Source organism: Pasteuria penetrans (assembly GCF_900538055.1).
GTDB classification, from domain to species: Bacteria; Bacillota; Bacilli; order Thermoactinomycetales; family Thermoactinomycetaceae; genus Pasteuria; species Pasteuria penetrans.
In genome coordinates, this window is the sequence record NZ_UZAC03000001.1 from 1,558,495 (window position 1) to 1,584,340 (window position 25,846).

The 25,846-nt window shown below is 47.2% G+C and carries 21 protein-coding genes and 7 tRNA genes; 5 read left to right on the plus strand and 23 right to left on the minus strand.

Features of this window, described 5'->3' with window-relative positions:
- Positions 1-17: 17 nt before the first annotated feature.
- From PPRES148_RS06370 to PPRES148_RS06425, 12 genes are all read right to left on the minus strand, one after another.
- The gene (locus PPRES148_RS06370; RefSeq protein WP_187820743.1) at positions 18-2,417 is read right to left on the minus strand and encodes a SpoIIE family protein phosphatase; all 2,400 of its coding nucleotides are present in this window, start codon (positions 2,415-2,417) and stop codon (positions 18-20) included.
- A 44-nt stretch (positions 2,418-2,461) separates the two neighbouring features.
- Entirely contained in the window at positions 2,462-2,719 is a 258-nt protein-coding gene (locus PPRES148_RS06375; RefSeq protein ID WP_149453735.1) for a hypothetical protein, read from the minus strand.
- Positions 2,720-2,832: 113 nt separating this feature from the next.
- Positions 2,833-2,907: transfer RNA gene (locus PPRES148_RS06380), tRNA-Met, on the minus strand.
- 21 nt (positions 2,908-2,928) lie between these two features.
- Positions 2,929-3,005 (minus strand) — tRNA-Met (locus PPRES148_RS06385).
- A gap of 40 nt (positions 3,006-3,045) precedes the next feature.
- Positions 3,046-3,122: transfer RNA gene (locus tag PPRES148_RS06390), tRNA-Met, on the minus strand.
- A 40-nt stretch (positions 3,123-3,162) separates the two neighbouring features.
- Positions 3,163-3,239, minus strand: a tRNA-Met gene (locus tag PPRES148_RS06395).
- A gap of 40 nt (positions 3,240-3,279) precedes the next feature.
- Positions 3,280-3,356 (minus strand) — tRNA-Met (locus PPRES148_RS06400).
- A 40-nt stretch (positions 3,357-3,396) separates the two neighbouring features.
- Positions 3,397-3,473, minus strand: a tRNA-Met gene (locus PPRES148_RS06405).
- A gap of 40 nt (positions 3,474-3,513) precedes the next feature.
- Positions 3,514-3,590, minus strand: a tRNA-Met gene (locus tag PPRES148_RS06410).
- Positions 3,568-3,765, minus strand: a complete 198-nt coding sequence (locus PPRES148_RS06415) for a hypothetical protein (protein WP_149453736.1) — start codon at positions 3,763-3,765, stop codon at positions 3,568-3,570. The genes PPRES148_RS06410 and PPRES148_RS06415 overlap by 23 nt, the downstream gene beginning before the upstream one ends.
- A 773-nt stretch (positions 3,766-4,538) precedes the next feature.
- On the minus strand, positions 4,539-4,781 hold the full coding sequence (locus tag PPRES148_RS06420) for a transposase (RefSeq protein ID WP_149453737.1): 243 nt from the start codon (positions 4,779-4,781) through the stop codon (positions 4,539-4,541).
- A gap of 2,168 nt (positions 4,782-6,949) precedes the next feature.
- On the minus strand, positions 6,950-7,189 hold the full coding sequence (locus PPRES148_RS06425; protein ID WP_149453738.1) for a hypothetical protein: 240 nt from the start codon (positions 7,187-7,189) through the stop codon (positions 6,950-6,952).
- Between the two features lie 1,026 nt (positions 7,190-8,215).
- Here PPRES148_RS06425 and PPRES148_RS06430 point away from each other — a divergent pair.
- The 3 genes from PPRES148_RS06430 (at position 8,216) to PPRES148_RS06440 (ending at position 9,564) form a co-directional block, all read left to right on the plus strand.
- A complete protein-coding gene (locus PPRES148_RS06430; protein ID WP_149453739.1) occupies positions 8,216-8,416 on the plus strand; it encodes a hypothetical protein in 201 nt (66 codons plus the stop codon).
- A 136-nt stretch (positions 8,417-8,552) separates the two neighbouring features.
- Positions 8,553-9,230, plus strand: coding sequence for a transposase (locus tag PPRES148_RS06435; protein ID WP_281289979.1), 678 nt, complete (start codon positions 8,553-8,555; stop codon positions 9,228-9,230).
- Positions 9,211-9,564: a hypothetical protein gene (locus tag PPRES148_RS06440; protein WP_149453741.1), complete on the plus strand. Its 354-nt coding sequence runs from the start codon at positions 9,211-9,213 to the stop codon at positions 9,562-9,564. Before PPRES148_RS06435 ends, PPRES148_RS06440 begins: the two co-directional genes overlap by 20 nt.
- A 1,738-nt stretch (positions 9,565-11,302) precedes the next feature.
- Here PPRES148_RS06440 and PPRES148_RS06445 read toward each other — a convergent pair.
- The 5 genes from PPRES148_RS06445 to PPRES148_RS11490 all read right to left on the minus strand — a co-directional run bounded on the left by PPRES148_RS06445 (position 11,303) and on the right by PPRES148_RS11490 (position 13,315).
- A complete protein-coding gene (locus PPRES148_RS06445) occupies positions 11,303-11,608 on the minus strand; it encodes a hypothetical protein (RefSeq protein ID WP_149453742.1) in 306 nt (101 codons plus the stop codon).
- An 82-nt stretch (positions 11,609-11,690) separates the two neighbouring features.
- Complete coding sequence (gene yabQ / locus PPRES148_RS06450) at positions 11,691-12,224, minus strand: spore cortex biosynthesis protein YabQ (RefSeq protein WP_149453743.1); 534 nt, start codon at positions 12,222-12,224, stop codon at positions 11,691-11,693.
- Positions 12,221-12,553: a YabP/YqfC family sporulation protein gene (locus tag PPRES148_RS06455; protein WP_246142925.1), complete on the minus strand. Its 333-nt coding sequence runs from the start codon at positions 12,551-12,553 to the stop codon at positions 12,221-12,223. The genes yabQ and PPRES148_RS06455 overlap by 4 nt, the downstream gene beginning before the upstream one ends.
- Before the next feature lie 104 nt (positions 12,554-12,657).
- Positions 12,658-13,005: a S4 domain-containing protein gene (locus PPRES148_RS06460; protein ID WP_149453744.1), complete on the minus strand. Its 348-nt coding sequence runs from the start codon at positions 13,003-13,005 to the stop codon at positions 12,658-12,660.
- 70 nt (positions 13,006-13,075) lie between these two features.
- A complete protein-coding gene (locus tag PPRES148_RS11490; protein WP_187820747.1) occupies positions 13,076-13,315 on the minus strand; it encodes a hypothetical protein in 240 nt (79 codons plus the stop codon).
- A 322-nt stretch (positions 13,316-13,637) separates the two neighbouring features.
- On the opposite strand from PPRES148_RS11490, the gene PPRES148_RS11495 reads away from it, so the two are divergent.
- Positions 13,638-14,681: an amidase domain-containing protein gene (locus tag PPRES148_RS11495; protein ID WP_187820748.1), complete on the plus strand. Its 1,044-nt coding sequence runs from the start codon at positions 13,638-13,640 to the stop codon at positions 14,679-14,681.
- Positions 14,682-14,684: 3 nt separating this feature from the next.
- On the opposite strand, the gene PPRES148_RS06470 is transcribed toward PPRES148_RS11495, so the two are convergent.
- From PPRES148_RS06470 to PPRES148_RS06480, 3 genes are all read right to left on the minus strand, one after another.
- On the minus strand, positions 14,685-16,358 hold the full coding sequence (locus tag PPRES148_RS06470) for a putative polysaccharide biosynthesis protein (protein ID WP_149453746.1): 1,674 nt from the start codon (positions 16,356-16,358) through the stop codon (positions 14,685-14,687).
- Positions 16,359-16,443: 85 nt separating this feature from the next.
- Positions 16,444-16,986: a stage V sporulation protein T gene (spoVT, locus tag PPRES148_RS06475; protein WP_149453747.1), complete on the minus strand. Its 543-nt coding sequence runs from the start codon at positions 16,984-16,986 to the stop codon at positions 16,444-16,446.
- Positions 16,987-17,569: 583 nt separating this feature from the next.
- Complete coding sequence (locus PPRES148_RS06480; protein WP_149453748.1) at positions 17,570-17,866, minus strand: hypothetical protein; 297 nt, start codon at positions 17,864-17,866, stop codon at positions 17,570-17,572.
- Positions 17,867-19,026: 1,160 nt separating this feature from the next.
- Between PPRES148_RS06480 and PPRES148_RS06485 the strand changes: the two genes are divergently transcribed.
- Positions 19,027-19,779, plus strand: coding sequence for an ATP-binding cassette domain-containing protein (locus PPRES148_RS06485; protein WP_187820750.1), 753 nt, complete (start codon positions 19,027-19,029; stop codon positions 19,777-19,779).
- 2,385 nt (positions 19,780-22,164) lie between these two features.
- Here PPRES148_RS06485 and PPRES148_RS06490 read toward each other — a convergent pair.
- The 3 genes from PPRES148_RS06490 to acnA are packed head-to-tail and all read right to left on the minus strand — an operon-like array spanning position 22,165 to position 25,642.
- A complete protein-coding gene (locus PPRES148_RS06490) occupies positions 22,165-22,815 on the minus strand; it encodes a site-2 protease family protein (RefSeq protein WP_149453750.1) in 651 nt (216 codons plus the stop codon).
- Positions 22,812-22,943 (minus strand): hypothetical protein, encoded by a 132-nt coding sequence (locus tag PPRES148_RS12930; RefSeq protein ID WP_281289936.1) that lies wholly within the window; start codon positions 22,941-22,943, stop codon positions 22,812-22,814. The genes PPRES148_RS06490 and PPRES148_RS12930 overlap by 4 nt, the downstream gene beginning before the upstream one ends.
- Positions 22,940-25,642, minus strand: a complete 2,703-nt coding sequence (acnA, locus tag PPRES148_RS06495) for an aconitate hydratase AcnA (RefSeq protein ID WP_149453751.1) — start codon at positions 25,640-25,642, stop codon at positions 22,940-22,942. Before acnA ends, PPRES148_RS12930 begins: the two co-directional genes overlap by 4 nt.
- Positions 25,643-25,846 lie beyond the last annotated feature (204 nt).

Sequence of the window (25,846 nt, forward strand, 5' to 3'; positions counted from 1 at the left end):
CCCCCCGAATTCTAATGCTATACAGAACGCCGTACGGAAGCAACACCAGGAAAGCGGACCGTAGACCACTCCCCTACACACCGCTCCACTTTCGCCACAACAACTGTCATGTCATCCTTGGCCTCATGACCCCGCCGATCCCAGGCGGCTTCTAACAATGAATCAGCAAAATTCTGCGGATCCGGAATAGCCGCATTCCGTAGACAATGCAACCAAGCAGCATCCTCCATAGCATCATACACACCATCTGTCATCAAAATAACCAGATCACCTGATTCTAACTCCACATGAAGGGGCTCTATATCCAATGTCGGCAAAATACCAATGGGCGGGTGGGAGGCACGCAAACGATGAACCTCTTGATCCCGCTTGACGAAACCGGGGGCGGAACCAATTTTCAAAAACTGTCCACTGGCCGTGTAGAGATCAACGAGCACAAGATCAACGGTAGTAAACATCTCTTCATCACTAGCACGCAAACGCAACACCGTATTGACGGTCTGTACAGCCACCAGCGGAGCAATCCCCACCCGTAACAACCGGCGTAGGAGACGGAGGGCCGATTGACTCTCCTCCCGAGCCTTTTCACCATGCCCCATTCCGTCACTCACAGCAAGAGCAAATTTGCCTGTTCCCAAATCTAGGGCACAGGAACTATCCCCGGAAACAGTCTTTCCTTCCTTGACCACCATAGCATGACCTATCCGTAGGCGATACCGCTGTGCCGAACCAAAACTGAGCAATGCACCCCGCCCATCCCCACAACTTGCATGACGTAATAGATGAACAGGTTCACCAAGAACTTGGCTAAGCAAGGGGGCAATCCAACGCTTTCCTACACCCTTCGCCCCCTGTTGCAATAAGGTAATTTCCAACTCAATTCTTCCGGGCTGAAGATTGATCACATCAAGACGTTCCATGGGAATTCCACCCGCTATCAAAGCCCCCGATAACTTCTCCTCGCACGCCTCGGCTGCACAAACACCCCCCCGAATTTCTTTCGCCAAATTATCCATCACCTCGGCCATCCCACTCAACTGATCACGAACCAACTGACGGACTGCCATTTCTCGGGCATCACTACGTTCCCGAACCACACGGTGCGTATAAACATCACGCAAAACATTGGCCGTTGGCTGGGGACGTACACAATATTTTCTCCAAGCCACAGTGGGCATAGCATTCCCCCCACTTCTGGATAACAAGGGGATCATCTTTCCTAATTCATTACAGGTTGTTTCCACATGACTATCCCAGCAGACAGCCTGCTTAGGACAGCCAGGACATACCCCCTCCGCAATGGAGGAAGCAAGATCGGCCAGCAAAGGTTGACCCTGGCCCCCGGTTTTGGTGATTCTCTCCTTACCCCCCCCAAAACTATGAGCCAACTCTTGGAATACCTGCACGAATTTTTCCACGCGTTCCGCCGTAACGTCACGCAAACGCCGCAAATAGTCCTGCTGTACGGATTCCTGTACCACAGTACCCGGTATAATAGAAGCCAACTGATCGGGCCAGCGTGCGGGAACGAGAAGGAGGAAAAATAGCGCCAGGCCAACCGTAAGCAGCATGGGAAGCAAGGGCACTGTTTCTGCATGCAAAAATACATCCCAAAGCGCACTCAACCCAAAACAACAAAGGACACCACGCCGCCTACTCCCTGTCCACAATAAACCCGCTAAAAGACCAGCCAGGGGTAGGGAGGGAAAAAAGAAGGATGTGGGACCCCCCACCAAATAAAGAAAGGATACCACCAAGGTTCCAAAAGCACTGCCCCACAAACCACCCCCACCCCAAGCAACCATAGCCGTCAATCCGTGGGCTAGCCAGTCTGAAACACGAACACCCCAAAATCCCCAGTGGGCCGCTCCGGATACCACAGCAGCTAGGAAAAACAAACAAGCAAGGGTCATCTCGGGGCGGATGAGAAGCCGTCTTCGACCCGCCGTAAAGAGAGGAATCGCACGCATAAAAACGGGCACAAGGAGGGCAGACAGCATGCTGTCAACCAAGGCCAATGCCAGATCCTGACCGCGCACACCCCCCTCAACCAGCCAAAGAACACCATAGGAAAAAATGGAGGCAAATCCTACCCATACCATGGGAAACCGCAGAGGACCATGGGTACAACGCTCCCAACCTAAACCAATCAACACTAGCAATCCGAGTGATAACCATTGCTTACCTTGTAATGGAGAACCCAACAAAGCACCCAATACAGAGCCCAACACCGTGGGCCAATAGAAAGTTCTTGCCACCCCAAAAACCGCCATTGCATAGGGTAATGCAAACGGCGAAAGGGTGCCTAACAGCTCCGCGCGTCCCAGACTCACACCGGCCAGGAAAATCCCCAACACAGTCCACGACCCGCGCAACCGCCCGTGCCCTAGCCCCAACCGCGACCATACCAATCCCATGCAAACCCGCCCCCTCCAACCGCTGAACAGCATAGAAAGACTCCCTAATGAATGCCATCGCAGCCCCATTGTAACAGGAGAAACACGGAAAGTTTGTCAAAGGGACGAGGGCATGGGGTGAACAAATTCCGACGAAACATACGGGCATTTGGCCCAATACGGCGCAGCCCGACCCTACTTGTCCTCTTTTGCAAGGAGATAAGGACAAATCCCTTAGCGGAGGATCTTCGTCGTAACAACGTAATCCGTTCCCGCGGCAAAAACACCACAATACGCAATGGGTACGGACGGGTGGTCCCCATTCACCCCACGGGACCACCTGATCCTCCAAAATACTACCCCCTATAATTGCATAAAAAAAAGGCGACCCAATGGGGGATCGCCGCGAATCCTTCTCCTACCCACACTCTCAAAATAGCGGTGGAGGGTCTCGAACCCCCGACCTTACGGGTATGAACCGTACGCTCTAAACCAGCTGAGCTACACCGCCCAAAACACTACACAAAACCACTGGTTGCGGGGGCAGGATTTGAACCTGCGACCTTCGGGTTATGAGCCCGACGAGCTACCGAACTGCTCCACCCCGCGCCGTATCACTCTCTCCACTGAAAACATCACGCAAAACCACTGGTTGCGGGGGCAGGATTTGAACCTGCGACCTTCGGGTTATGAGCCCGACGAGCTACCGAACTGCTCCACCCCGCGCCGTATCACTCTCTCCACTGAAAACATCACGCAAAACCACTGGTTGCGGGGGCAGGATTTGAACCTGCGACCTTCGGGTTATGAGCCCGACGAGCTACCGAACTGCTCCACCCCGCGCCGTATCACTTTCCCCACCGAAAACATCACGCAAAACCACTGGTTGCGGGGGCAGGATTTGAACCTGCGACCTTCGGGTTATGAGCCCGACGAGCTACCGAACTGCTCCACCCCGCGCCATATCACTCTCTCCACTGAAAACATCACGCAAAACCACTGGTTGCGGGGGCAGGATTTGAACCTGCGACCTTCGGGTTATGAGCCCGACGAGCTACCGAACTGCTCCACCCCGCGTCGTATCACTTTCCCCACCGAAAACATCACACAAAACCATTGGTTGCGGGGGCAGGATTTGAACCTGCGACCTTCGGGTTATGAGCCCGACGAGCTACCGAACTGCTCCACCCCGCGTCGTATCACTTTCCCCACCGAAAACACCATGCAAGACCACCAACGAACACAAGGACAGGATCGAAACAACACAATGAGACGATTCCCCCCACAGGCTCCCAGCACCCCTACCGGAAGGAGTCCAACGGAAGAGGAAAACAGACTCATGGGAACACAACCAAAAGATACCACTCAAAAACCCCCAGGAGACCATTGTAGGGCAAATCGTAAACTACGTCAATGGGCAAATATCACTATCATCTGTGCCCCTACCCCCAACATACACCTTACGCCACCCCGAACACAAAAAAACGGTGTGCTTCCCCCAAATACTCACAGGATGCAAACAATCCCCCCGTTGCACACTCATCGAAGTATTACTCCGCTAGGACCATCTCCTCGTTCGCCGTTGCCATCTATGAGGGATGCGAACATGGAGGGATGCGAACATGGCAAGCAAGACCTCCGACTCATCCACGCACCAACCTGATGAGGAAAATAGCAAGGGTAAGATGGTAACTCACTTCAACGGCAGAACAACGGAACAAAAGGGAACAGCCGGGGTATAAAAAAGAAAGGGTGCTACCGCGAAAAAAGATATCAAACTTATTAGAATATTTTTGTATATTAAATGATGTGTTTGGGAAATGTTTATATTGTTAATGAGTATAGAAATAGTCTGTTCGAGTATTCCCAGCGTAAGTGCTTGGGGGTGGAAAGGTACCCTTTTCTGGGGAATTGCACCTGAAAATTTCGTACGATCGGTTATTTTTTTTGAACCACCGAAATCACCGTGGGATCATAGAAACCGGTTCCTATCTCGCCCCTTTTGCGCACACCAAAGAAACCGACATAAAGTCGAATTTTATTTTTTATTTAAATAGTATTATATATTAAACTCTATGTAGTTATGGTTGATCTTATCCTTCTCTTCCTGATCTCCTTTTGAAGATAACGAACGGCCTGGGATCAATGATAAGCAGATCCTTTTGCCATCATGGCCCGTGCCACCCTCATCTTACCACGCACCTTCATTTTGGCGGCCTGAAAACGGTTCTTCATGGAAGAACAAACCCCCTCCACAGCTGCACGACGATTCCCCTTCTCTTTGTACCCCGGTTGCTCCATTTTGTCTCGTTGTTCCGCCGTTGAATAGGACTGATCTGTGGTGCGCAGGACCCTTCCCCCCTCTTCAGAGGTTTGGCGGCACATTGATCGGCAAATTTACATTCTCCGCAGGTCCCCTCATGCAAGTGGGCCACTATCTTACCCTTGCCCTTCTCTCCGGGTTGGTACGTGGATGAGTCGGGGGTCTTGCCACCAGGACACCGATGGATCTTTCCATCCTTCCCCCTCTTGAACCCACTTACCCTCTTTTTACTGGGATTTTCCTTTCTCCCCAACATATCGGTTGGGTGTATATTGATAGTACGTTCTTTAGCCGCCTCCCTTACCTCGTGGCAGTTGTACCCTCCGTCAAAATACAAGGTCTTGTCGTCCTCTGGTGCATGGTTGGATCTATAGTCAACTCCAAAATCCTTATCGGAATGAAGTGCCCCTTGGGTATTTACATGGGCGACTAAACTCAATTCCTTCTCCTCATCACGGGCCTCGACAAGGTTACAAACATATCCTCTACACAATGGCTTACCCTTGATACGACATGGGGCGTCTGGATCAAAGGGGCTTTGCAGACTGCCTGATGGCGAGGTGGAACGCACCATGAGTCTCTTTTGCCCTTCCTGTTCAACCCACTCTACTTGTTCTCCTATCACCCTTTGCAACAGTATATGGACCGGGGTGGATTGAAACTCCTTGTACTGGTTTCCAAAGTGCTCGAGGGCTAGGCAAATCTCTAGCAGTGTTGCTCTCCGTTTCACCTTGTCCGTTAGGTGATCCGCTGGCAGAAGGAGGAGAGACCCACAAGAACGGGCCTGAGATCCGTTTACATTGGCCATCCTGCCATCAGGTTGCAAGAAGATCTCCCATTCGGAAGGAAGAGGGAGAGCAAGTTTGGCCATTGTACGGATTGCAATCCTAATCACCAAGAAAATCAATATATTGCGGCTCAATTTCCTGATAAAGCTGTCAATAAGGGTTGAATCCATCCGATAAAAACTGGGGTCCATATCCATGATCCCCATCAAAAATTGGGTGAAGTCGGAGTAGAATTGTTCCTTCACCTTATAGCCTTCGGTTTCCTCATAGACATCGAGGCGATTTCGACTCTCATATAGTGTCCTTTCACCCATAAGTGGTCTACCTTTTGTACCACCCAATGCCTCAAAGAGAGGGCCTTCGCGTGGAATTTGAATGATCAGCATACGGTCGCTATATCGTAAAAACTCCTTGATTATGTCAAAAATCAATGGTATGAGTATGTGTATGCATGGCCTTCCAATGGTATTGTGGTAACCACTGTATCTCTTCCTATATAAGGATGCATATTCGGTGAAGAATAGGCCGAGAAGGATGAAAACTAATTCTATATCAGAAGGTTGATTCATACCCACCATGGATAATAGACGGTTCTGCAAACAAGTTTCCCTTTGTTCTATTTCCTTTGTTTCGTAGTCACTGGGTATTGTGTTACAATGCTAGGAAGCCATTTGTCCTCTAGTATCCTTATATTTTTATACGTGATAAGGAAGATTATACAACAAGGACAGATAGCTTTTCCATTATCTCTTACCATGTTTTTTAACTAACAAGATTTAATTACCATGGTTTGATACATAATAATCTAAATAAACTGTTTATTATGAGATATCGTGCTGATCTATTCCCCGATGATGCATTGAATGAAGGAGCAAGTACTATCAAATAACACTACTATATTTATTGAATTTTATTATAGGTCGGGGAAGGAACCAAATTTTGGAAAAGATGTTCTGGGTGGTACTTGTCGGATCGTTCCTTTTTGCGGTAGCACCTCTTCTATAAAGAATCATTTTCGGGTACTATTCAGCAATCTTTGGGGGTTCAACAAAAAACAATAGCACTAAATTTTCACGTGTTGTCCCTCGGAAAGTGGTAACTTTCAACTACAAATTACTTATGCCAGGAATATTTACACAGTTTTTATACTTATTTTATAACGTAAATATTTTTGCAATACATTGTTTAATTATATTATAAATGCTATACTATAAAATAAGTTTTGTAATATTTTCTATTAAAAACCATAAATTATGATATTCCCTACATTGAAAACAATATGTTATAATGAACATGTAATCAAATATTATATTTAATAATAATGAATAAAGGGGATATTTTCATCTTGATTAGAAAAAAAATAAAAACAGCAACCATTGTAGGAACTCTTTCCCTAGCTCTTTCTCCCATCTTCAGCGGAATCGGAAATGCTGCAATCCCTCTCAATCCACAGACGCCAACGACTTCGAACCTCCCCTATCCACTAGTGGATACAATGCCCCTCCCACAGATGCCAGTGGCTCCGCACCATCCCCCATCCCCGCCACCGGCTCCGCACCATCCTCCATCCCCACCACCAGCTCCGTACCACCCTCCATCCCCACCACCGGCTCCGTACCACCACCCTCCATCCCCACCACCGGCTCCGTACCACCCGTACTAACCATTGGGCGTAAGGTCAAAAGTCCTCCGCAGGGCCCCTAAGTCTTTGGGAACTATCCTATGTTTTAAAATATAATATATTTATTTATTAATGGGAATACCCAACACATGTATTTGTTAGTAAATAGTATGCTATGATTGTATGATAACAGGCACGAAGACTGGAGTGGACGTGTCTAAACGGTCGGCCGGTACTATCTCATACTTTTGACCCAACACCCATTCCCATCGTAATCCCTATTTTCCGCCGTAAGATTCAAGAGCGGGTAGTTTGTAATCCCTAAAAATCCTCTGCTTGTTCCTTTTCTATGAACAATTGTTTTTATATTATTAATAAATAGATAGAAATTTATTACTAAATTGAATTGTAAATAGTACAAAAGGCGTTATAGGGGTGCTTTTTCACGGAATCGTGGTTAGATACTATTTTAAGAATAATTCTATTTTATAAAAATCAGGGGGTTCCCTCTGGAGGAATCCATAGGTCAGCAAAACGTCCCTCCTACACGAAACGGGAATCTCAGTAGAATCTAAGCTCTCCCTCCCCCTGTTTTTGGTCTCTGTTTTTGCCTTTAGTCCCTTGATCTTTTGTTTTGATTCCCTTGTGTTTTTGTTCCTTTCCCCCTACCCCTCCTCCCCCCCCAACTCACCGTTGTTGTTTGTGTTGGCCCGGCCCATTATGTAATGGCGCCTGGCTTCCCCATCGTGGGGGCTCCAGAATGGCGCTGCTGCATGGCTTTCCTTTATCCCTCCCTGTGGGGAGGGGGGTTCTTCTATGATTGTCGTTGCCCTTATGTAGCCCTATGCGACCCTATAGTCCTTCTCACTTTTACATACGCAATTCCGCTATTGCCCTTCGGAAACAGTCAATCCTTTACTCAAAAACTCTGTTCCATGATCCCTTCTGGATCCTCCACGATATGCATGATGATCAACGGGGTTAGGTGAGATAGAAAAGGGAAATACAAGACAAGAGTGGGGAAATGTATAGAGGACAACCGCTTGGTTTCTGAAATGAAAAAATTAATATAAGAAAGGTTGGTTTTATGATTCCAATTGACTTGGATATAGACAGAATGGAAAAAAGGATGGAAGAACGTATACAACATTACGAACAGGAGGGATTATCGCTACAGGAATCCATCCCCCATGTAGTGGAAGATATCGAGGAAGATTCTGAATGGGACCCTGATTCCATGGGGAGAGCTTATACTTTTATAGCCAATTATCAGTTTAAAAAAATTTAGGTGGCCGGGGGAAACACCAAAGGGGTTCCGATTTCTCAAAAGTAGCCCGAAATGGTTATAAAAAACGTAAAAAACGCACCAGCAAAGGAATTGTGGTTTACTATAACCCCCCAGCCAAGAAAAGGACATTTCCGATCTGCGGTTACTAAACCCTACAAAAAATGTACGAAGTCGTGTTACGAAGTCGTGTACAGATATTCTTTCCTCCTTACGTAAGGCTGGTATGTCCGTAAAAAAAATATCCAAATTGTCGAATGATATTCTGCGATCAAAAATCTCATGCTCCACTGTGTCAAAATTACTTATGGTACATCTGAATGAAGAGAATAGGGGATTCAATGAGGAACCCATAAGAAACCCGCATGAGATTAGGACCGTAAAGGTGGATGCTTACTACAAACCCGTTCGTGGATTCGGGAAAGTAGCTGTCTATGTCATAAAAGCGAGTAGGAAAAATACATCAGGGATAAAAACAGATGAGGTTTTATCAAGTTTGGTAAATCTCCCCGAAACAGCTGAAACTTGGTATGAAGCCCTCCAAAATGTTTACGACCGCGGTTTACGAATGGATCCTGATACCCTTTTTATTGCTGATGGTCATAAGGGAATTAGAAAGGCGCTGAGCCAAGTATATCCCCAAGCAGGTTTTCAAGGGTGTCAATTCCACAAAATGATGAATCTTTACCAGGCCTTCAGAAAGGATAGACCGAGAAAAAAAGGAGTGAAGTGGGAACCCATCCGAAGCTGGATTTATCAAGACATTTTTCATGTTCTTGACAAAAAAGAAGCCCTTCATGGCTTTGATATGCTTTAGTGATGACCATCAATCCAAGTTGCCCAAGCTCGTTGAAGGTCTATGGGCTTCCTTTGATGATGTGACAACGTATCTCGATTACGACCTAGCGGATGCTATTCAGAATCGTACAACGGGTTCCTTAGAGAGAAATCACAGAGAGGCCAGACGTTATACGAATGGAGTGAGCTGTTATCCTACCCTTGATTTATTCCAAAGGGTGATTGATTCCATGTATAAAAATTTCAGCTTAGAGCAGACAAAGAAACTTAGTGGGATGGATGATCACTCTGTGTCCGCATGGGGGCTGGGAGAATTCACTATCCCTGCCATGTATCCCCTATCTTCACACTAAAAAAATAATATTCTTATATTTATTTTCAGGAAAACAAACCTACCCTGAGTATGGGTATGGATTCCATTTTTTTACATAATTTCCATTTACAGTAACTTTTTATGTTTTATTATAATTTTTAAATCATTGTGTAATTTTTAACTTTTATTATGTATGTCAATAGTTGTAATTCGCTACCATGATATGATTTCCGAAGGATGAGGAACCCAAGAAAATCAACCAGGGGGAGATTACAACCGAAAAAGGGATATCACCCTGATTTCCGGAGGAGCCGGATAATGCGAGGGTATCATGTCCGGATCTGTGTGTCGTGTCGTGCTCTATGAGGGATGGGGGAGGGGCCCCCCGAAACCGGCAGGTGGTAAGCAGGTTTCAAACCACCCGGTGCTGCTGTTGTAAAGAGCAATGGTGGTGAGCGTTCTGGGAAAAGGCAGGACGAAAGAATCCTGTCAGGTGTGAATCAGGGAGATTAGTAAAACGAACCATCGGAGGAAAGCATCGAAAGGCGCAGTTGATGTCGAAACAAGGGTATCGGAACCTATCCAATGAACCTGATGTAGGCCTCATAGGGAACCACGAGAGACTGTCGCACGAACACCTGGTTAAGGCCAGGTGTAAAGGGCTAAGGGTATACCGAAGCTTCCGTGAACAGAGTCGGATCAACTCATAGTAGTGAAGAAACCCTTGTAATGAGGGTGGAGCGAAGGGGTTGAATGGTCTGCCTGACCAGCCAACGTACAATCCGAAGCAAGGAGATGATCGTGGGTTAGGCCCGATGGGATGGGTCTAACTGGACGCACAATCTGCGATAAGGAGATGATCGCAAGTTGGACCAGGCAACATGGGATCGAAACCCGTATAGAACACAGCAGAGGAAGGTACAAAGAACGTGACACCAGACTGGTGTTTTATAATGGGGAAAATCCTATGGGATCATAAGAGCCACATAATGCGAGAGTAGTACGTGTGGTTCTGTGAGAGGGTTGGCTGAGATGCCAGCCCTACTCGACGTGAGAGGCTCGGCTGAAATGCCAGGTCTACTCGACATAATTAAATTTTTATAAAAATGTAACATGTAATAATATTTACTTCCTTTCATATATTTAAATACAATTGGGTAAATTAAAATATATGAGGATGTAAGCACGAAACCCTATCGCGAACCATTCGATCTATCAAACAACGATCGTTCACAGGACCAAATTCCCAGTCCCGATATTCAGATGGGATCTGAAATAACTGCATACAATATAATAAAATTTAACAAATAATAAAAATTCGGCTTTATGTCCGCTTATTTGATGTATGCAAAAGGAGCAAAACGGGAACCAACTACCCTTACCCCTCGGCAATCTTGGGGGCAACAAAAAATAACCGAATAATACTAAATTTTCACGTGTGATCTCCCAGAAGGTGGTAAATTTCAACTATATAAAGTACCCAATACCAGAAACATTTACATATATTTTTTTATACTTATAAATAATTAAAACTTTTAAAAATATATTTTTCTGTTTTAATAAATACTATAAAAATATTATAATAAGTTTTATATTATTTTCCGCAGGGTCACCATTTACAAAAAATGAATATATTTCATGAATTCAGGTTCAAAGGAGGCCCACTTGGGGTGCGGTAAACCCTTTAAAGAATCCCCGGGGAAACCTTCCTCGAAAAATTTACGCACGTGGTCCAACGCAAGCATTACACGATCCCAAGGGACATCTATAGAAATGAATCAGGTCGATTTGTCTACCCCTCCGGGTCCCACCACAAAGTTGGACTCACCTGGACGCTTATACCCGTACCTGTGCAGACGCCCCTCCCACTTTTCCTCCGTTTGCTCTGCCTCCAAATGAGCCCTTAGTTGCCCTCTTAACGTTTGAACCTGCACCCATCTTTGCTGTAAAAGCTTCATCCCCTGTTCCCTCTCGTAAATATGCATCCTCTGTGCAACTACCTGCAGAATGGACCATAAACCCACTAGAGACATAAAAACAAGCCATAACCCGCGACGACGTTGGACTGCCAGCGGAAGCCCCACTCACATCCCCCCCAATCCTAGTTCTACAATCTAATCCTATAACACCCTCAATAATAGCCAATAAGATAAGGAAAGCAAACCATCACAAATCCTCCTCTTTGGAATCCTCGATTTCATCGGATAATTCAGAATTTCTAGGGGATGAAGGAAAGGAAGGAAAAAAGCGACGAAGAGGTTTCCACATCCAACACAAAAATTTCCAAAGCAATACAAAGGGACGGGCCAAGGTATATAGCAACCACTGCAGAACTACTAATAACAGGATTATAGTAAATTTAATACAATTAGCTATAATTTTTACTATGAAACTCACCCATCGCACCCAACACACACACCAAGACGAAAAGGTATGATGCAACATACCTTGGTATCCACAAAAACCCAACAAAAGAGCCACTAATAGCACAAAACGAACCTCACCTCGATTGGCAAGAAAAAAAGCACAAAAAATTACCCCTGTAACCCATACCCAATACAGGATATCCGCAAACACTAGAAGAATACCTCGTAAACGTAATACCTGGATCCAAGCCCGCTGGAGATCAAGTAATAAACCTAAGCCCATCCCCGTCACTACCAGCAACCCCAACGAACGGAATTGGGTGAACAAACTCACGCAAACAACCGTCCCCACAAGCCCCTCTGACCACGCCCTACAACGCCAGGCGCATCATCCAAGTAGCTAACATCAAGTAAACGGCCCTCCATCTCTACCATTCCTTGTTCCAAGTCCAAGCCCCGCAGCTGCAGGTCCTGACCCCGGATCCCAAGATAGCCATAATCCGTCTGTAATAGGAAACCCTCGCTATCGAAACTTTCCACACCTACCACACCTGTAACGCGAGCAATACCCCGATTGGTAATCACAATTTCATGGGGTTTACGCGCCCGTGTATCCTCCACCTCTACACCAACCCCTTCCCTGTATGAACCATAGACAACCACAGATCCACCTCACACCCATGGTTGGTACTTGTACAATCTATGAAATCCTCAGGTGACATAGAACCGGACAAGCCGTGGAAAATACGGGGCGGGGGAAAACGGATCTAACGACGCCGACCCCCACCTTCCATCCATCCATCATCATTACCGATAGGGGAATTCTGTACCCCAAAATCCCCCGTTTTCCCCCCCACGGCTGAGGAATACTCCTCTGCTACTAATTGATACAAGGAAGATGCCTCCTCCTTTCGAACCACTTTAGAGAACCGCACAACCTTGACAGTCACACGTCTTCTCCCCAAATGCAACTCGATGGTATCCCCGAGGGAAAGTTCCGCCCCCGGCTTAACGGGACGGCCGTTGACCCACACGCGCTTCTGTTCACAAGCTTCTTTGGCCACCCCCCGTCTCTTGATCAAGCGAGAAACCTTAAGAAATAAATCAACACGCAAGGAATTCACCCCATTCTGTACTATCCGTTGGAAAAATGAAAAAAAATTATTCTCATGATCACCTACTACCTCATAAGGGCAAACCCCGCCCCCACCGACACATATTCCAATTCCCTATACCCAATCCAAACCTACCACAGGAGTTGATAGCAAACTTGCGAAAACAATGGCTCATAGGTATAAGTCTAATTTCCCTGAGCATCAGTATCGTTTCCGGATACCATCTCCTCCCCCCCAAAAAACCTATTCCATCCGAATTATCAAGCAGAACCTCACTACCTACTACATCCAACCGGGTCAGCAAACCCATGCCCTTCCTCTCTAACCGCCATATCCCAAACCCAACCGTACGAAAATCTCTCCCCCAGATCCCTCATAATCCATCCTTACGTCCACCCGAACAGGGGAACAGCGGGGATACCCACCCCCAAAAAATAAACACTCCAGTACCCCTGAATCCTAGTGATCAAAAGGGAATATTACAAAACATAGCCCACTATCCCATCCGTCCACCTACCAACCTGAACCACGATCATGGACTATGGAAAAAAGCCCTGGTATCGATCCAAACTCTCCGGCACAAATTCCCTCTTCTGGATCAACTACCGCGTACGATACAGGGACTCAAAAGAATGGTGCAACATCCACACCAGCTCTCATTACTCTTCAGCACGGTTTTCAACGATATACATGACAGCCCAACGGATAACCCAATGGTATCAAAGGGGAACGGAAATACACCATCCCGTGAAGGGCCTCCACAAAAAACAGACGCTCTTCATCCTATCCGCGCATTGGCCACCGCCTTAGATTGGCAAGAGAATGAGGAAAAAAATTATCAAATTACTGAATTGACACAAAAAATTGCCCATAACGCAGCCACACCAGAAGACCTGATTGCACTGCGCGAACTACAACCCCACACCGAACAAGGAAAAAGGGCACAAGAGAATCTCGATACGGTCATCCACACTCTACTACCCAACGACAACGGGGAAGGAAATATCCCTCCTCCAACCCACATAACAAAACGCTTCTACCGGCCCAATGTGGCTATTTCCTATGCCCACAGGTGGGCCTTTGCCCGCAATGAGGAACCCAACTACCGATATTTCTCCCGCCTACTTCAATGCAAGAACTGTTGGAGGGACTGCACCAACTTTGTTTCACAAACCCTTCACGCAGGGGGCCTGGCCCCACACTATGGGGATCATTATGCAACTTCATCATGGTATCCTGCTAAAATTGAATGGAATAGGGAGGAAGTACAAAGGACCACCCCACCCTCCATCACCTGGAGCATAGCCGATTCTCTGCAACGCCATCTCGCACAACGGGGAGCAAAATCCATACAAACTACCCCTACGATGGGGGAAAAATCCCTCTCCCTAGCTGCCTATAAAACCCTGTACACCCACTTGGAAATTGGGGATCCCCTTTTCGGCGACTGGGCAGGGGATGGGGACTTTGATCATGTTGCCATCATCAGCAAAAGAGGACCTCTTTCGAACGGGGAAGGAGGACAACCATATCCCCATATGCTCTATGTAACCCAACACACCCCAAACCGTAAGGACCATCCCATTACCGTCTGGTTTGCAGGAAACCACCAAGCACGCCTGAAGGGATACTCCATCAGTAGCCTCTCTGCACAGCATTTTCTACCCCAGGAATAACCCTCATGGCACTTGATTCCCCGCGGCGGGTCTCCTCCAGAAGGATCGAAACTCCCCCCATGTAAAAAGATTCATTTTATGACAGGGCCAGGCAAACGCCAAGAGGATCGCCATACCCACAACTAAAACCTCCACAGTTGCACCAAAACGGGAAACCCCTAACCCAAGGGATTCCAGAACCCGATACAGGGCCATACCTACACCAATTGCTAAGAAACTGGCAGAAAGACTGGCGGGTAACCACCCCCATATCCTCCCCCGCAGAGAAAACTTCCTTACGAGACCGCGCACACTGACGTAGGCCGATACCATATAGGCCAGGAGACCTGCCGCAGCGGCCCCATACAATCCGAAATCAGGAATGAAGAGGAAATACCCAAGCACGCGTACCACTAGACCCGGAACCAGGTAAAGAACGGGCCTGTACAGATTACCCTCCGCCTGCAAAAGAGTCGCTGCTATAGATGTAAGACCAGAGAACAATGTTGTGAAGCTCAACAAAACAAGATACCCCGTTGCCTCGTCATTGGCATACAAAAACATATTCAATGGCCTAGAAAGCATTGCCAATCCAATTGAAGCAAGCAAACCCACCACCCAGGTAAACCTCAAGACACGTTCCACTTGCTCTCTGGCCAATGTACGATCGGATAACTGTAGGGAAGCTACTACACTAGGAAGAGCTGCCATATTGAGGGCTGTAAAAATTGTGGAACCCCCGTGGAGCAAAGGCTGAGGCTTATTGAAAATAGCCATAGCCCTTCTACCGCTACCAACCCAGTCCTCCACCCCCCAGGAGATCAGAACGTTAGGAATGATGAATGATCCCAATGAGGTGTGTAGGGACTGGAAAAACGCTACGATACACATGGGGAAAGCCACCCCCAACAAGGACCACCAAGTCCCAAAAAGGGAATAGGAAGAATCGGGGCGACGACGATCTACTGGAATAGGTAAAGGGGAGGAAGAGGAGGGGAAAGGACGCATCCAGCGCTTCGTAAAAAAGTAACAACCGATCAACAACAGTAAGGCCGAACACCCCCCTGTGAAATAACCAAACAGGGCACCAGCCCCTGCCCGAACCGCCTCCGACATCGGAAGAGGAATAGCCTCCCCTGTAAGGAAAACAGCAGCACCGATAACCGTACACACCTTCACCAGTTGCTCCGCTACCTCAGAACCCGCAGTGGGAAACATAACCTCATGGCCTTGAAAAAAGCCCCGCAATGCGGAAATAGCGGGAATGACGAGAAAGGAGAAGGATATGGATTGGATAGGCAGGGTCATCAAATCCGGACTCTGCATCAAACCAGCAATGATAGGCGCACCAAAAAAGAAACACAAAAAGCAAACCCCACCTATAATCATGAGTAACCCTAGGGAGGAACGTAGGACCCGCAAGGCCCCCGCTTCATCGTAGCGAGCACGGCACTCAGCGACTAACTTGGAAACGGCCAGGGGAAAACCCACCACAGCAAAAACGATCAGGCTATGGTAAACAACGGAAACCTGATGATAAATGAAGAAACCCACGTTCCCAACCTCTTGCTGATAAATGAAACGATATACTGACCCCAGTACCTTACTGACGATAGATGCAACAATGAGGATCATCGCCCCACGGAAAAGACGCACTAATCCCTCTACCCCTTCTGTCCACTCTTGTTCAACCCCCATTGTACCCCCCGCCCCGGTAACGGGGCAAACCAAGGTCACAAATGGACCGCAGAAAAAACAGTGCGCCCAACCAAGAGACCCCTTCTCAATGTTCCATTTGTTTTCCTAAGAAAACTGCAGCTGTACTGGCCAACTTCGTTTCCGTATCCCCCATAACGGTACCCTCCTGTTTGGAAAAAAGGACAACAGCACCGATCGGGTCACCACCAGAAATAATGGGTACGATCACATAGGACTGATACTCCTCACCCTGATTTCGTACGATCTCAGCCCTACCCCCTTGGGCCTCGAGGTGGGTACGCCGTTGATCCATACAATTCTCCAGAAGTTCACTCACGGGTTTGTCCACATAATCCTTCTTGAGGACACCCGCCACCGATATGACAGTATCCCTGTCACAGATCAATGTAGCATGATGTAAACTCTCATAAAGTGCCTCTGCATATTCCTGAGCGAAATCCCCTAGTTCCCCGATAGGGGAATATTTTTTTAGGATAACCTCCCCATCCCGATCTACAAAAATCTCGAGGGGATCGCCCTCCCGGATACGAAGGGTTCGACGGATTTCCTTAGGAATTACCACACGCCCCAAATCATCGATTCGGCGCACAATGCCCGTTGCCTTCATAACGTGCGTTCCCCCACTTCCATTGATAAAGGTTTTAATTCGAAATCAGTTATGCAATGGAAACCATGGCTGTAGTATGAGATGGAAGACGCAGGATTATGCGAACTCCTCCTTGTATGTATTTCCGTACAAAATCTTTACCCACATTATAATAGTTAGAAAGGCATGCGGCTTCCACTCTACTTGCCCCCGAAACGCGAAAAAGGACAAAATAGACCGGGGCATCCGAGGGATCATTTCTTCCCAGTGTTACCCATGAATTACCATCCTACCCAACGATCGATGACTATCGTCCCAAACGAACATGGATACAAACACGAATCAAACGGTAGGGTGAAAAATACCTTGGGACGGTGGTCCCCTCCATCCCACGTCCAAACCACAATATCATCCCCCTGTCTTGGAAACGGTGATTCCGAGACAACAGTAAAACCTTTCCTAAGTCCAGAAACCCTCCCAATATCGCCCTTCCTACCACCCATCATCCATATTCCATAACATCCCACCCATTAGCCAAACTACACGCCCGATGGGGAAGGCTGGGAGGAAATCAGGAAAGATCGAATCCCTCCTAGCCTTCCCATCACAATTTTGCTAAACCCTCCATGGTGGGATTATCATCGTTTGTCACCCTGAAGAAAGAGAAGAAAATTTGCAGTATCCATGCGGGACTTCCCAACCGAGACAAGCAAACCATGGATCCCCATGGTACTAGAACCCCCACACAATCCCATGTCGACCCATGTTCCCATACTACATCCCTCTCACAAGGATCCATTGTACACACAGGTTTCAAAATGCATGATTTCCGTGGTGCTGAAACAACACCCCATTCTATAAAATCCCCTGGAATGGGTAGAAGAGATCCTGTTTGAAACAAAAACATGGGTCATTCCGGGGAAACCGCAAGAAAATAACGAACGCAACAAACTCCATGTCGGAACATGTCTGGGTCCCAATAAAATTTTTTCAGTGAAACATCCGAAAAATGGAAATGAACCATAATTGTGATCTTCTATAGCCAGTCCTTCGTTTTTCGCAACCGTACTAACAATTGAGAACCATTTTTAGGAGTTACCAGCATACCATCCGGTTCCCTTACTAGATAACCAACAAAAACGCATTATTATTCCCATGTGATGTTTTGAAAATTATTATTTATTTTAATTTTTAGAAATTTAAACATATGGAATGAATACCCCCTGTTTCCCTGCCCCCCAATCTTTTTTCTTAAAAAAATCCGCTTTTCTAGATTGATTTACTATCTATAAAATATGATTATTACAACATAATATCCCCATACAATGGGATCTCAAAATAATACTAAATTACAATTCATTGTAAAAAAAACCTTTACAACTACCCCACGGAAGATCACACACCCCAAACATAACCCCGTCCAACCTAACTACAACAACCGATCAACTTCAAACACTGATCGAAAATGGATCAGAAAATGAATTCATGGTGTTGGTGAAAATAATGGCGACAGAAATGACCCCCGCCCCCATCCTATCACTTTTTACTTTGCTAATACCTACCCAAACAAATCTTTCGTAAATGAAATCGTTTATCAATGGACAGATGTGGATCAAGACGCAAGGTCTAGTCCCCATACCAAAACCGTTCATACAAAATCCAACGTTACAGAATGTATCCCCTATCCCCAAAAACAACCCCCCCTACCTTTTACACAATGGGTTCGTAATTTCCCCATTCCACCCCAACCGGGTATCCTCTTTCCATAGCAACTAGGAAAAGGGAACCCGCACCATGGGAAAGATGGGCAGGGTTGTCTCCCCTTGTTACATAACGAATCCAAAATTTGTTCCAACGATAATAATTATTATAATCACTATACTATTTGGAAGCATATCGGGGGAATGCTTTATTCCTCCTGACCCCAAACTGTGGTGAAGGGTAAGAAGGGATTGAACTAACCTAATGCATTCCATCACCTGGTCCTGTATTACCAAAAGGACCTCCCGTACAAAGAAAAGGACTTACTGGGAGAGAAATATCCGCTGCCTGGGGTACGGATTGCTCCAACTGTCGGCAAAAGCACCGGAGGGAATCACTGCTATTCTAGGAAATCCGGGTGCAGGAAAGTCCATCCTGATACGTATGACTGCCCTGGAACAAGTCCCTGATGATGGACATATTGCTTATACCGGTATCTACGATGAGCCCTTCCTATGGAAATTAGGCAACGCCCACCGCAAAATAAGCCAGGCGACTGGATTACGCCATCATCTCCATTATCTACCTATTCGTGGACGAATCGCTACTATGCAAACCGTAGAAAACATCCTCCTACAGGCAGCCCAGTCCAAAAAATGGCCCCAACCGCGACTCCTTTGTCGGCGTGAAATTATGCAAGGGGGACTCGCCCGCTACCGCCATAGACCCGCTTGTACCCTAATGGGTTCAACTTGGAAAAAATTCATGATCATCCGTTCCAGACTATTGCAACCCGTCTTCTGGCTTCTGGACGAGCCCACATATGGCCTGGATCCCCTAGGGAAACAGCTACTGGAAAGGGCTTTGCAAGAACGTCCTAAAAACAGTGTAACCGTTCTCTCCACCACGTACGATCTAAAATTGGCAGAGCGGGCCGACCACCTCATCCTCCTAGACAATGGTATCTGCAAACAACATGGAAAAAAAAATCTCCTCATTGCCTCTATCCCCGAAAAAACGGTCACCGCATGGTATAAAAATATGCATACAACTTGTTTCAACTCCCATCGTCCCTCTCTCCCAGGGCAAATTCATCCACCGCCACACCCGTAACCATAACCGAACAGCAAACTCAACAGAAGCAATTCCCAACAAAAAATTCCAATTCTTAAGGATTTGATATCCTAAATGAACTACAAAATATCCATAAAAAAGGGTATATTAATAGAGAAAAGAGTAAAAACACAAGGTGCTGCGGAAAAATGACACCCTATTCGCATGCCTTGTGTATTTGCCATGGGATGCTAGGCTAGGGGAAAAGTTCCGCACAACGCCGAATAGGGCTAGCATCTTAGCCAACAACCCCCACACAGAACCATAACACATACTACCCTCGCATTATGCGCGGATCTTATAAGCCCCTATCTTAGTATAATGGATAGCCAATGAGCGGAATAGGTTCCCGTACCTCCCTCCGTATATACTGAATCCACCTTATGGGCCTTTCGCATGCTATTGAGCTTCTTATACCTCATTTTGGCCTGGTAGGTAGGCCAAAACGCGGATATATATACTCAATGGAAAAATCCCGATCAGTTTCCAGGGATTTAGAAAACTCTGCTGGGAACTTTATACCCTACACCCGATGGTTGTCCACTTGTTGATAGCCCCCGAGGCAGTGGACTGTGTTTGGGAATGGGTGGCAAGGATAAGGGGGAGAAACAAGAACAAAACAGCCCCTTTGAGAACAACCCCCCGATATTCCCGATAGGGGTGGTTGCCCCGCTGATGCTGTGTGTCTTACCCCTAACACCCTGCGAAGGTCATGATGGACACCAGTTGATGAATCGAGGGATTGCAAAGGGGCGCCTTGGCCCCATGAGAAACTACGGTAGTGTATTCCCCTAAACCATCCCTCGAACGGAACACCTCTGGGTCTGAACCACCTGATGAGTAAGACAGCAACCGCCTTAGCTTCCCCGTTCACCCCCATGAAGAAATGCAAACCATCCCCTTTGTCGCTACCAGCCCCCTATCCATAGGGTGCCCCTCTATCTGGGGCTAAACTTGATGAGTGGGAAGAGTCGTGCAGTTCCCTCGGGATATTATGGTCCGCTGTGGCATCCAATCCCGCCGGAATTCCTAAATACCCCAAAGCAAGAACCGGGGGGACCACAAAAATACCGCCTCTTATTGCTTCCTTCACCATTGCTCTTATAACATATTATATATTTAATTTTTTCCAATATAAAACATTAGTATTATATTATGATATTGATTTTACCTAAATGTTTTCACTCAATATATGTTATTTTATATATATTTATTAATATTTGTCTATTTGTAAAATATTTGGATACTACTTGATAAATTTCCTCCTTTCCTCCAGAAACTAGGGAGAAATTACCCTCTCGATCGCGATGAATATCTTGATGGAAATTTTTATAATGCGAATACTCCCCCTTGTTAGATCATTGTTTCCCACCGATCGCAGGACATTTATCCCAGAAAACGAAAGCCTCAAATCCCTCCTGAGGAGAAATCTCATATCATTTTTCCCATCTCCCTTGCATTACTGACATATCTGCGCTAGAATCTACTACGATGAAATCCTCACTTACCCTTCAATCCATCGATAAACTCATTACGTATTGAGGGGGTTTTTTCTCGGGGTAGTCTGAATATAGTATCCGAATATCGGACTCCATGGCTGGGGATCCTATATTGGATGGGCCCCCAACAGTAAAGGATAGGGGGAAAGGGGTCGCACCGCTGGGTTCACATAACAAATAGGCTAAGTAAGGGTATTTATGATCGTTGTTATCCTTGTAGTTGTGTCTGATGTAACTCGATATTGATGTAAAAAAATATACCAAGAATCAAATTACAGCAAAAATTTTCTCTAAAAAAGTCGGGAGTCCTACGCCCTGGATCATACAGCGCACCCGGTTTTGGCAGGATTTTAAGTTTCAGAAAAAACACTTGAGTCAGATTATTTAGCACAATCCCACATCCGTTGGGTATAGGGAGCAAGTCAAGAATGCAAATTTCTGTATTCGAAACCAGCAAACTCACTTCAGGTAAAGGAAGGGAGGATCCCTGAAGTCGGGGGGATGACATGCAAACACTCCCCCAGAGAAATGGCTACCATACAGGGGGTATTAGCGGTGGAACATCCCAATCTCAAAGGAAAAGAAGAAACGAAAAATTCCTGTTAAGATGGTAAGCTCACTGATACCAAGACCAAGGAATCAAAGCCCAGCGAACCTATCCATGAGGCAAATGATCCGGACTGCCCGGATCATTTCACAAGCAACAGTGAAGGTAAGGGGATGGTATAGCGAGGCTGGGCAAAGTCAAATCAAAACACAGTTCGAGTATCCATCCGGCTGGGGCAGACGAGGCGGAGGCCACATAATTACGAAAGCATCACACGTAGGGTTCCGGGGGGCTAAGCCAAAATTTCGGATCTAAGAAAACCCACATTTCATCCTCTGCTCAATGAGAGTGAAAAAAATCACGGACCGATTGTGTTATTGCATCACTTACATATTCAACGATGTCGTGGAACAGTTTCCTAAATTCCGGGACAAACAAAAAAAGAACCAGAAATACAGCTACACCAACCATTTCGAAGGGATACAAAGCAACTCTGAGGGAACGAGGGAGGAAGGATGTTAGAATCCGATATCCGTCCAGGGGGGGAAGAGGGATGAGATTGAAGGTAAATAGAATCACATTCGCACCGAAAAAAGCGTGGGTGAACTGGTAGACATAGGAATCATCCGGCATCCCACCGTAAACCTCTTGAAGTACGCAGGCACCCACAAGGGACAACAGAAAATTACTCATGGGCCCAGCGAGTATAGCAGCCATATACCCCAAGTTCGGATGATGGAGACGTGAATCATCGATAGGAACAGGACGAGCGTACCCTATACCGGCAAGTAGAATAAACAAAAAGCCCATGGGATCTATATGACGAAGTGGATTGAGAGTCACGCGTCCCCTCTCATAGGCCGTCGGATCACCCAAACGATACGCTACCCATCCATGCGCCCATTCATGAACCGTGAGGCCTATGATAAAGGCGGGTAACCATATATGAATGTTTGCCAATTTTCCAACAAGGCCCTCGAAAATATTCATACTACACCCCTTTCCTGTCCAATGATGGAACGGTACACACCATCTATGTATGCCAAAATACCAAAAACAAACAAAGAAAAACAAGGGCCCAGAAACTGCAGAGACCCTGTCGCTCCACTCTTGCTCACTTCTGCAAAATATTTCCGAGAACTGTAGGTAAAATACCACCCGCACGATAGTAGGATAACTCGATAGCGCTATCCAGCCGCATCAGCAGGGGGACCAGAAAATGGGATCCATCCGTTTTTTCCACCGTAACCTGAAGTTGTGATCGGGACTGAAACTCCTCCGGAACGGCCGGTATGTCGATGCATTCCTCCCCCGTGAACCCATACGACTGCGCGCTATCCCCAGGCAAAAATTCCAAGGGTAAAACACCCATACCTACCAAATTGCTCCGGTGGATCCTTTCAAAACTCTGTGCTATCACTGCCCGCACACCCAGCAAGAACGTTCCCTTAGCAGCCCAATCCCGTGAACTTCCCGTACCATACTCTGTACCAGCCAGGATAACCAGAGGCCTCTTCTCGGTACGATATCGCATAGCTGCATCATAGATCGATAGGACCTCTCCACTGGGAAAGTGTCGAGTATACCCCCCCTCCTTTTCCGGTACCATGAGATTGCGAATACGCAAATTAGCGAATGTTCCTCTTGTCATCACACGATCATTCCCACGCCGCGATCCATAGGAGTTGAACTGAGCGATGGAAACTCCCTCATCTTGTAAGTATTTCCCAGCCGGGCTTGTGGAAGAAATCGCACCTGCTGGCGAGATGTGATCCGTCGTAACAGAGTCACCCAAAAACACTAAAATATGGGCCCTGTGAATAGCAGCAAGTCTATCCCCCACAGTTACCTTATCGGTGAAGAAGGGCGGTTCCTGGATGTAGGTGGAACCGGGATCCCAAGCATAAAGTAATCCATGGGGAGTGGGAAGTTCATTCCACTTTTCATTGGCAGTGAACGTCTCGGAGTACTGTTGTTGAAACTGCTCCCTGTTCATCGCAGAAACCGCAGCCGCCTCCACCTCTTCCCCGCTTGGCCACAGATCCAAAAAATAAATAGGGTGACCCGCCGCATCCTCACCAATAGGATCGTTCAACAAGTCGATATCCACCGTACCCGCCAGCGCGTAGGCCACTACCAGAGGGGGAGAGGCAAGGTAATTAGCCTTCACCAACGAGTGGATACGCCCTTCAAAATTCCGATTGCCCGATAACACCGCAGCTACCGTCAACTCCCTCGTATGTATCGCCTCCTCCACCTCTGGCTCCAGTGGCCCACTATTACCGATACAGGTTGCACACCCGTAGCCGGCCAAGTAAAAACCCAACCGTTGCAGAGGGGATAACAAACCCGCCTTTTCCAGATAAGCCGTTACCACTTTGGAGCCGGGAGTGAGACTGCACTTTACGTAAGCCGGTACACGGAGGCCCCTTTCCACCGCCTTTTTAGCCAGGAGACCCGCCCCCAACATAACGGAGGGATTGCTGGTATTGGTACAACTGGTAATCGCAGCAATCACCACGGAACCATGCCTAAGTTCCTCGCTCTGCCCGTGCAAGGAAAGGGGAACAGACCGGTTCAAATCCCCCTTGCCGATACCAAAACCCCTCTCGGAAACCGATTGGGTCAACACCTTGCACCATGACTTTTTCATATCGGCCAGGGCTACACGATCCTGCGGCCTCTTGGGGCCCGAAAGACTGGGTACCACCTCACCCAAATCCAACTCCAACTGTGTGGAATACTTCGGGTCGGGTTCCTCGGCCCTCCAAAACAGACCTTGTGCCTCGCAGTATCGTTGTACCATCTCGATAACCTGGTCGGAACGACCCGTATCACGAAGATACCGCAATGTCTCCTGATCTACAGGGAAAAAACCAGTGGTTGCCCCATACTCAGGAGCCATGTTAGCCACAGTAGCCCGATCAGCTAAACTAAGCGACGCGAAACCGGGTCCAAAAAATTCCACAAATTTTCCCACTACACCATGCGCACGCAACATCTCCGTCACCGTCAACGCTAAATCTGTGGCCGTTGCCCCCGGGGATAAAGAGCCCTGCAGCCGTACACCTATGACCTTGGGTGCCGCGAAAAAGAGTGGATGACCCAACATACAGGCCTCCGCCTCAATACCACCTACACCCCAACCCAACACACCCAGTCCATTGATCATCGTCGTGTGGGAATCCGTACCTACCAAAGTGTCCGGGACTAGTACGGGCCCATCCTCCCCCTCAAGCACGGAAACCACCCGGGCCAAATACTCCAGATTCACCTGGTGAACGATTCCCGTGGAGGGAGGAACCACACGAAAATTGGCAAAGGATTCCGAAGCCCAACGCAACAAACGATAGCGCTCCTCGTTACGGGCAAACTCCCTCTCTACATTGAAATTCAAGGCATCGGCGGTCCCCGCCCGATCCACAATCACAGAGTGATCGATCACAAGATCCACAGAAACAGCAGGACTGATTCGGGCCGGGTCCCCCCCCCTCCTGGCCACGGCCGAGCGCAGAGCAGCGAGATCTACAACCGCCGGGACACCGGTAAAGTCCTGTAATACAATTCGCGATGGCCTAAAGGCCACTTCACCCGGATCTGTCTCGTCCCGCTGCCAATTCAACAGGTTGGTTATGTGTGCCTCCGTAATGACTTTACCATCGTACTGGCGGACCATGGCTTCCAAAACGATCCGCAAGGAGAAAGGAATACTCCCCAAATCCACACCTAGCTGGGTCGCTACCCGCGGCAAATCATAATAAGTATACGTTGTTTTCCCTATAGAAAGGGTGGAACGAGCAAAAGAATAATCATCCATTCTACAACCCCCATCTTCTTTCCATGTAAGGGGGACACCATCCACAAACCCCGCCCCACACTCCTGAACCATTACGTTCGCGGAAAAGATCTATATCTATTGTAACAGCCTACCGAAAGGAACTCCAATCCCTTCATCTCACTCCAATCTCCCTATCGTTCGGAAATCACTTTCTCCCATGGGGGATAAGGAGACGACAAAGCA

Bases quoted from the DNA above. Each gene is read 5' to 3' on its own strand.
- PPRES148_RS06370 (WP_187820743.1), bottom strand. From the start codon at position 2,417: ATGGGATTGGTATGGTCGCGGTTGGGGCTAGGGCACGGGCGGTTGCGC.
- PPRES148_RS06375 (WP_149453735.1), bottom strand. From the start codon at position 2,719: ATGGGGACCACCCGTCCGTACCCATTGCGTATTGTGGTGTTTTTGCCG.
- PPRES148_RS06420 (WP_149453737.1), bottom strand. From the start codon at position 4,781: ATGTGCCGCCAAACCTCTGAAGAGGGGGGAAGGGTCCTGCGCACCACA.
- PPRES148_RS06430 (WP_149453739.1), top strand. From the start codon at position 8,216: ATGATTCCAATTGACTTGGATATAGACAGAATGGAAAAAAGGATGGAA.
- PPRES148_RS06440 (WP_149453741.1), top strand. From the start codon at position 9,211: ATGGCTTTGATATGCTTTAGTGATGACCATCAATCCAAGTTGCCCAAG.
- PPRES148_RS11490 (WP_187820747.1), bottom strand. From the start codon at position 13,315: ATGGGTTTGCTGACCCGGTTGGATGTAGTAGGTAGTGAGGTTCTGCTT.
- PPRES148_RS11495 (WP_187820748.1), top strand. From the start codon at position 13,638: ATGGTGCAACATCCACACCAGCTCTCATTACTCTTCAGCACGGTTTTC.
- PPRES148_RS06470 (WP_149453746.1), bottom strand. From the start codon at position 16,358: ATGGGGGTTGAACAAGAGTGGACAGAAGGGGTAGAGGGATTAGTGCGT.
- spoVT (WP_149453747.1), bottom strand. From the start codon at position 16,986: ATGAAGGCAACGGGCATTGTGCGCCGAATCGATGATTTGGGGCGTGTG.
- PPRES148_RS06490 (WP_149453750.1), bottom strand. From the start codon at position 22,815: ATGAATATTTTCGAGGGCCTTGTTGGAAAATTGGCAAACATTCATATA.
- acnA (WP_149453751.1), bottom strand. From the start codon at position 25,642: ATGGATGATTATTCTTTTGCTCGTTCCACCCTTTCTATAGGGAAAACA.